This is a genomic window from Methylorubrum zatmanii, assembly GCF_014845115.1.
Classification (GTDB): Bacteria; Pseudomonadota; Alphaproteobacteria; order Rhizobiales; family Beijerinckiaceae; genus Methylobacterium; species Methylobacterium zatmanii.
The window spans coordinates 1-6,697 of the sequence record NZ_NKUI01000222.1 but is presented as its reverse complement, the minus strand read 5'-3'; the positions used below and the strand labels follow the sequence as shown (position 1 = coordinate 6,697).

Here is a 6,697-nt window from a genome sequence, read left to right as displayed (position 1 = left end):
CTGGACGTAGCTGATCGCGGCGGTCCGCTCGTGGCCCGCCGTCACGCCTCGCGCCTCGGCCGATTGGAGCAGGCCGAGCGCCCGGTCGAAGGCCTCCCGCTCGCGGGCGCGGCCGAGATCGGGCGCATCCTCCATGATTTCGGAATAGGACATGCGATACATCGAAACCCGATGCTCCGTGGAAGGTTCGGGAAAGCGCGCGGTCAGGAGAGGAAGTTGATCAGGCTGAGGCTGCGCAGCTGCGCGGTCAGCCCGTAGGACATCTGCATCTGGGTGGTGATGGCATCGACGCGGCTCTTGGCTTCCGCCGGATCGACGCTTTCGAGATCGTGGATCTGGCCGGTCAACAGCGCGCTCTGCTTGGTCATGCGCTCGTTGGCATCCGTGATGCGGCTCTGCGAGCGGCCGAGATCGGCCTGCATCGCCGTGAGGCCGCTGCTCCCCTGGCTCAGAAGTTCCATGACCTTGCCGGTGGCCGCCTCCTGCGCCTCGTTCGAGAAGCTCGGCAGGCCGATCGCCGAGGCGACGACATAGGCCATGGCGAGCTTGCGGAACGGCTCGGCATTGGCGCTGGCCGAGGTGGTCACGGTCTCTGTGAGCGAGATCTGACTGTCGATGGTGCGGTCGGACGCTTCCGACCATGTGCCGGCCCAGTTCGAGGCGGTGAACAGATCCGCGACCGGGCCCTCGATGAAGCTCTTGAGGGAGCTTGCGGAAACGCCGGCCGCCGCGGAATCGCCCGGCGCGAAGTGGAAGTAGTCGCTGAAGGCCTGTTGGACCGCAGACTTCGCGGCCGAGGTCGGAACCCCGTCATAGGCAGTCAGCGGCGGCCTCCCGCTATCGGTGCCGCCGAACACCGCCTGGCCGTCCGCGCTGGTGTTGAGCGCGGCGGTGAGCGCGGCGAGGCGGGTGCGGGCCGAGGCCGCCACCGCCGCCGCACGCTTGTCGGCCGGGAGGGAGGCCATCTCCTTCAGGGTCTGATCGGCGGCGGCCTGGATCTCCTTGAGCGCCGCCTGGGAGGTGTCGAGCCGGTGCTGGGCCGCCGTGTTGCTCTGCGTCAGGGCCGCCAGCAGGGCGCTCTGCCGTCGCAGGCCGAAGGCCTCGGCCACGCCCCCGCCGAGGGTCGCTCCGACATCGGCGTAGCGGCCGGTGGCGATCTCCTTGGTCGCCGTGGCGAGCTCGGTCTGAAGGCGCCCGACGCCGGTGCGCGGGGCGTTCCAGAGGGTGAAGCTCGAAATGTAGCCGGTCGTCATCATGGCTTTGAGGTCACCGCACCGAGTCGAGGAAGGCTTTGAGCAGATCGTCGATGACCGCGATGATCTTGGCCGAGGCGCTGTAGGAGCGCTCCAGCTGCAGGGCGAGGGCGGTCTCGTCGTCGCCGTTCACCCCGACGACGTTCGAGAGCGCCTCGTTCGCCCGGGTGAGCAGGGTCTTCTGGTAGGAGGCGCTCGCGGAGGCGTCCTTGCGCTGGGCCTCGAGCCATCCGGCCGAGGCCGCGGCGAGGCTGGGCAGGTCGGACGCGGTGCCGAGGTCGAGGGCCGGGTCGAGGGATCGCGTTTGGCCGAGCGCCGAGACCAAGCCGCGCAGGCGGCCGGTATAGGCGGCGTCGCCGCCCGCGGCGGGATCGACGTAATCGGTGCCGTTCATGCCGCCGCTGCGCAGCAGGGCAAGATCGCCGTTCCGGTCGGGATCGACCGCCGCGTTGACCGCGATCGTCGATGCCAGACCGGTCCGCCCGGCCGCGCTGGCTGCGGGCAGGGTCGCGCTGCCGCCCGCGGTGAACAGGCCGGCCTTCGGAGCGCCGAGGGGCGGCACGGCGTCGGTCTCGGCGAAGGCGTCGATCAGGCCGCCGGCCAGGGCATCGAGCTGGGCTTCGTAGGTCACCGCCGTCTGGTCGCGCAGGGCGGCGAGGCCGGCGATCCGCCCGGAGGCGAGCGGCATCGGCGAGGCGGCACCGGTCACCGCCACGCCGTCGATGATTACGGCGCTGCCCTTGGTGCCGGCGGCGAAGGCGGAGGTCGGTGCGAAGCCGACCGCCCGGGGGCCGCGATCGAACAGGGTGACGCCGCCATCGGTGTAGAGCGCGACGTCGCCGTTCGCGCGCGCCACGGCCGTGACGCCGATCTCCTGCGAGATCGCGGTCAGGATGCGGTCGCGGTCGTCCAGGGCGTCGCTGGCGTCGGCATTGTTGGAGACGGCGCGGGTGACGGCGCTGTTCGCGGCGTCGAACCGGCCGAGAAGGTCGTTGAGGCGCGAGACCGAATCCGCGATCCCCTTGTCGGCTTCCGCGCGGCTGGCGTGGATGGCCTCCGCCGCTTCCCGGAGGCTTCCGGCCAGTGCCTTGGCGGCCTCGACGGCATCGCGGGCCAGCGCCGGCTTGTCCGGCTGGTTGGCCATGCTCTGGAGCGCCGCCTGGAAGCGGGACAGGCGGGCGGCCGGGGAGGTCGGATCGCTGGGATCGCCCACCGTCTGCGCGAGCTGGGTCAGGCCGTCGAGCACCGCCTCGCTGCGGGCCGCGTCCGACGAGGCCGAGAGCGTACGGGCATAGAGCGCCGCGTCGCTGGCACGGGTGATCGTCACCGTGGCGCCGCCGGTGCCCGGGATCAGCGTGGCGATCTTGCGCGAATAGCCGGGGTCGTTCGCGCCGGCGACGTTGCGCGCGGTGGCCGCGATCTGGTTCGAACTCGCGAGCAGCGAGGTTCGCGCAGTGTTGAGAGCGACGGAGAGACCCATCGGCCGGTTCCTGTGACGCGGGGCGAGGCGGGCGCGTCCGCCTGTGGCAGGACGCGCCCGGATGCGACGACGGGCGAGCCGTCAGCGCTTCAGGTTCATCAGGGTTTCGAGCAGCTCGTTGCCGGTCATGAACACCTTGGAATTGGCGGTGTAGACCGTCTGCGACTCGATCATCGTGGTCAGCTCGGTGCTGACATCGACGTTCGACTGCTCGAGGGAGCCCGCCTTCAGGGTGCCGCGCCCGCCCTGGCCGGCGAAGCCGATCTGGACATCCCCCGACGCGGTGCTGGTGGTGAAGACGTTGCCGGCCCGCGGCGAGAGGTTGTCGGGGCTCTCCACATCGGCGAGCGGCACCTTGAAGGCCGCCTTGCGGGTGCCGTCGGTGTAGATCGCGTAGACCGTCCCGTCCTCGCCGAAGGCGGTGCCGGTCACGGCGGTGGGCGCCGAGCCGTCCGCCGTCCCGGTCAGGGCATGGGCGCCGGAGAGCTGGGTCAGGCCGCTCATGTCGACCGCCACCGTGCGGCCGTTGGGCACCGCCACATTCGCCGAGCCGCCGCTGCTGACCTTGCCGTTGCCGTCGAAGGTCACGGTGCTGGAACCGAGGGAGACGGTCGGCGCCGCCGGATCGAAGAACTTCACCGACCATGTATTGGTCGAGGTCTTGGTCATCTGCACATCGAGGATGAGCGGCTGACCGACATTGTCGTAGACCTTGAGCGAGTTCTTCTTCGAGTACCCGATCGCCCCCGCTGCGGTGGGATCGTAGACCGGTGTCTCGTAGGAGAGATTTCCGCTGACCGTCGCGTTGGTGGAGGGGCGCGCCTCCTGCCCCATCACGTTGACATTGACCGGCTTGAGGTCGGCGACGCCGTTGAGGACCGGATTCGGGGCGCCGTTGGCGAGGCTGTAGCCCAACAGGGTGAAGCCGCCGGCGTTGACGAGGTTGCCGCTCTTGCCGTCGACCACGAAATTGCCGGCCCGGGTCAGGAACGGCGCGCCGCTCTCGTCCCGCACCACGAAGAATCCGTTGCCCTGGATCGCGAGATCCTTGTCCGAATTGGTCGAGCTGATCGGGCCGCGCTCGCCGATGGAGCGGCGCAGCGTGGTCTCGACCGCACCCGAATTGTAGGTGCCGACATCGCCCGAATCGAGCAGCAGCGACGAGAACTCCGCCGAGGTGCGCTTGTAGCCGGTGGTGTTGGCGTTCTGGATGTTCTCGGCCACCGTCGAAATACGGTTCGACTGGGCGTTCATGCCGGAGACGCCGGTGCGGAGCACGCCGATGAGACTCATGCGGACACCTCGTTGACTCTCGAATGCGGGCGCAATGGACACGGCGTCGCTTGCGCGGGGCTGAAGGGACGGTTCGGCACGCTCATCCCCGCAGGGATTGGGCGAGTTCGAGGAAGGCGTCGCGGCTCGGCGGCTGGCCGGGCTCCTGCCGCAACGCCTCGTAGATCCGCGGGACCAGGGTGACCGCCTGATCGAGGTCGGGATCGCTGCCGGCGCGGTAGCCGCCCATGAGGCGCAGGTCCCGCGTCTCCTCGAAGCGGGCCATCATCGTCTTGAGCTTGCGCACCAATTCGCGCTGGTCGCCGCTCCAGACCTCGCCGGCGAGGCGCGAGATCGAGCCGAGCAGGTCGATGGCCGGGTAGCGGCCCTGCTCGGCGATGGCGCGGTCGAGCACGACATGGCCGTCGAGGGTGCCGCGGATCGAGTCGGCCACCGGGTCGTTGTGGTCGTCGCCATCCACCAGCACCGAGAAGATGCCGGTGATGGCACCCTTCCCCTCGGCGCCGGGGCCGGCCCGCTCCAGCAGGCGGGGCAGGTCCGAGAACACGCTCGGCGGATAGCCCCGCGCCACCGCAGGCTCCCCGGCGGCCAGCGCCACGTCGCGGGCGGCATGGGCGTAGCGCGTCACCGAATCGACGATGAGCAGCACCGACTCGCCGCGATCCCGGAAGGATTCGGCCACCGCCAGCGCCACCTTGGGCGCTTGGCGGCGCATCATCGGGCTCTCGTCGCCGGTCGAGACCACGATCACGGCGCGGTCGCGGACGGCGGCGATGGGACCTTCGAGGAATTCGCGCACCTCGCGGCCGCGCTCGCCCACCAGCGCCACCACGACGCTGTCGAAGCCCTCCGCGCCCGCGAGCATCGCCAGCAGGGTGGACTTCCCGACGCCCGAGCCGGCGAAGATGCCGATGCGCTGTCCGGCGCAGAGCGGCGTGAACAGATCGATCGCCCGCACGCCCGTGAGCAGCGGCGTCTTCACCCGTGCCCGCGTCATCGCCGAGGGCGGGTCGGCGTCGAGGGCGACGCTGTCGCCGCCCTCCTGCAGCGGGCCGAGCCCGTCGACCGGCCGGCCGAGGGCGTCGACGACCCGGCCCTTCCATCGAGGGTCCGGGCGCAGCTGCGCGGGGCCGATGCGGTGAGCGAGGCTGCCGATGCCGGCCTCGATCCGGCTCTCGAAGGGCTTCACCGTCGCGCCGGCGGCATCGATGCGCACCACCTCGCCGACCTGCACGCGGCCCCCGCCGGTAAAGCCGATGCGGTCGCCGAGGCGCACGAAGGGCGAGATCCCGGCGACCCGCGCCGCCGTGGCGGTGACCTCGCGGACGGCGCCGGCGATCCGCACCAGCGGCAGATCGCGGCGCCCGGCCTCCATCGCCCGGTCCAGGCGCTCGATGGCGTTGCTCGTGATGGTATCGCTCGTCATGGCGCGGTCAGCCCTGCGGACCCAGGGTCTTCACCGCGCCGGTCAGCGTGTTCTCCGCCTCCGAGGTCATGGTCGCCGCGCTCTCGAAGGCGCGCTGGATGGCGATGAGCTTCGTCATCTCCAGGATCGGGTTGACGTTGGCGCCCTCGATATAGCCCTGCACGATGCCGAGCCGGGTGAAATCCTGAACCGGCTGGCCGGGCATGCTCGCGGCCACCGCGTTCTCGCCCGACCGGGTCAGCTTGGCCTTGGGATCGAGGGTGAACAGGCCGAGGGCGCCGACTTGGTTGACGCCCTGGTGGATGCTGCCGTCGCGGCCGATCACCGGCGGGCCGGCCTGGGGATCGAGCAGCAGGGGCCCGCCGCCGGGATCGACGACCGGCAGGCCGCCGACGGTGCGCAGCTGGCCGTTGGCATCCATCGTCAGGCGCCCGTCGCGGGTATAGAGGGTGCCCTTCGGCCCCTTCACGCCGAGCCACGCATCGCCCTGCACGGCGACGTCGAGGGCGGAATCGGTCTTCGTCGTCGGGCCGGCCACCCGCGACAGGGCGGTCTTACCGGCATCGACGAAGGCGACGTCGCCGCGACTCGACTTCGCGAGCAGCTCCGAGAAAGACACCTCCTCCGCGCGAAAGCCGGCGGTCGCCATGTTGGCGACGTTGTTGGCGGTGGTGGTCAGGCGCTTTTCGAGGGCGATCTGGCTCGACAGGGCGACGTAGAGGCTGTTCTGCATCGCCCTAGCTCCGCGCCCGTGTCGTCTGGAGGCTCGCGAGGGTCTCGGCATCGATGCTGCCGCCGCCGGCGAACAGGGCCAGCACCGGCGCGCTCGCGGTGTTGTTCTGCGCATCCCAGACCGCCGCGAAGCGCCGCACGAAGGCATCGACCTTGGCCGGATCGCGGAAGCTGGCGATGTCGATCTTCTCCGCGATCTTCGCCGCGCGCTTGGCCAGGGCCTCGCTCGTGGTCGCCCCGCTCGATGCCGGCAGGCCGATCACGGTGTTGGCGACTTGGCTCAGGGCGCTGTCGCCGAGGATGTCGTAGGCGCTCGTCAGCGTCGGCGCCTTGCGGGCGAAGTAGAGCGCGAGGCGCACGCCCGTATCCTCGTCGCCCGCATCGCTCTCCAGGGTCTGCCGCAGATAGGCCGCCGTGACCGTCTGCGCCATGGTATCCGGTCCCAGGGCGGTTCCGAAGCCGATATCGACGGCGGTCCTGTCGGCGGTCGAGAGCGGCGCGTTGCGGATCGTC

Annotated in this window: 6 protein-coding genes; all 6 read right to left on the bottom strand. The window is 70.6% G+C overall.

What is annotated here, in order from left to right; all coding sequences use genetic code 11:
* Nucleotides 1–203 precede the first annotated feature (203 nt).
* The gene (locus tag MZTS_RS21615; protein WP_192285377.1) at nucleotides 204–1,256 is read right to left on the bottom strand and encodes a flagellar hook-associated family protein; all 1,053 of its coding nucleotides are present in this window, start codon (nucleotides 1,254–1,256) and stop codon (nucleotides 204–206) included.
* Nucleotides 1,257–1,266: 10 nt separating this feature from the next.
* Nucleotides 1,267–2,733 (bottom strand): flagellar hook-associated protein FlgK, encoded by a 1,467-nt coding sequence (gene flgK / locus MZTS_RS21610; protein ID WP_192285376.1) that lies wholly within the window; start codon nucleotides 2,731–2,733, stop codon nucleotides 1,267–1,269.
* An 81-nt stretch (nucleotides 2,734–2,814) separates the two neighbouring features.
* On the bottom strand, nucleotides 2,815–4,026 hold the full coding sequence (locus MZTS_RS21605; protein ID WP_192285375.1) for a flagellar hook protein FlgE: 1,212 nt from the start codon (nucleotides 4,024–4,026) through the stop codon (nucleotides 2,815–2,817).
* Between the two features lie 82 nt (nucleotides 4,027–4,108).
* Nucleotides 4,109–5,437 carry a flagellar protein export ATPase FliI gene (gene fliI / locus MZTS_RS21600; RefSeq protein ID WP_192285378.1) on the bottom strand — a complete coding sequence of 443 codons (1,329 nt, stop codon included), beginning with the start codon at nucleotides 5,435–5,437 and terminating at the stop codon, nucleotides 4,109–4,111.
* 22 nt (nucleotides 5,438–5,459) lie between these two features.
* Nucleotides 5,460–6,185 carry a flagellar basal-body rod protein FlgF gene (flgF, locus tag MZTS_RS21595; RefSeq protein ID WP_192285374.1) on the bottom strand — a complete coding sequence of 242 codons (726 nt, stop codon included), beginning with the start codon at nucleotides 6,183–6,185 and terminating at the stop codon, nucleotides 5,460–5,462.
* 4 nt (nucleotides 6,186–6,189) lie between these two features.
* Nucleotides 6,190–6,697 (bottom strand): DUF1217 domain-containing protein (locus tag MZTS_RS21590; RefSeq protein WP_192285373.1); only part of this gene is annotated, 508 nt, incomplete at its 5' end.

Excerpts from the sequence above, each read along its gene's own strand:
- MZTS_RS21615 (WP_192285377.1), bottom strand. The coding sequence starts at position 1,256 with ATGATGACGACCGGCTACATTTCGAGCTTCACCCTCTGGAACGCCCCG.
- flgK (WP_192285376.1), bottom strand. The coding sequence starts at position 2,733 with ATGGGTCTCTCCGTCGCTCTCAACACTGCGCGAACCTCGCTGCTCGCG.
- MZTS_RS21605 (WP_192285375.1), bottom strand. The coding sequence starts at position 4,026 with ATGAGTCTCATCGGCGTGCTCCGCACCGGCGTCTCCGGCATGAACGCC.
- flgF (WP_192285374.1), bottom strand. The coding sequence starts at position 6,185 with ATGCAGAACAGCCTCTACGTCGCCCTGTCGAGCCAGATCGCCCTCGAA.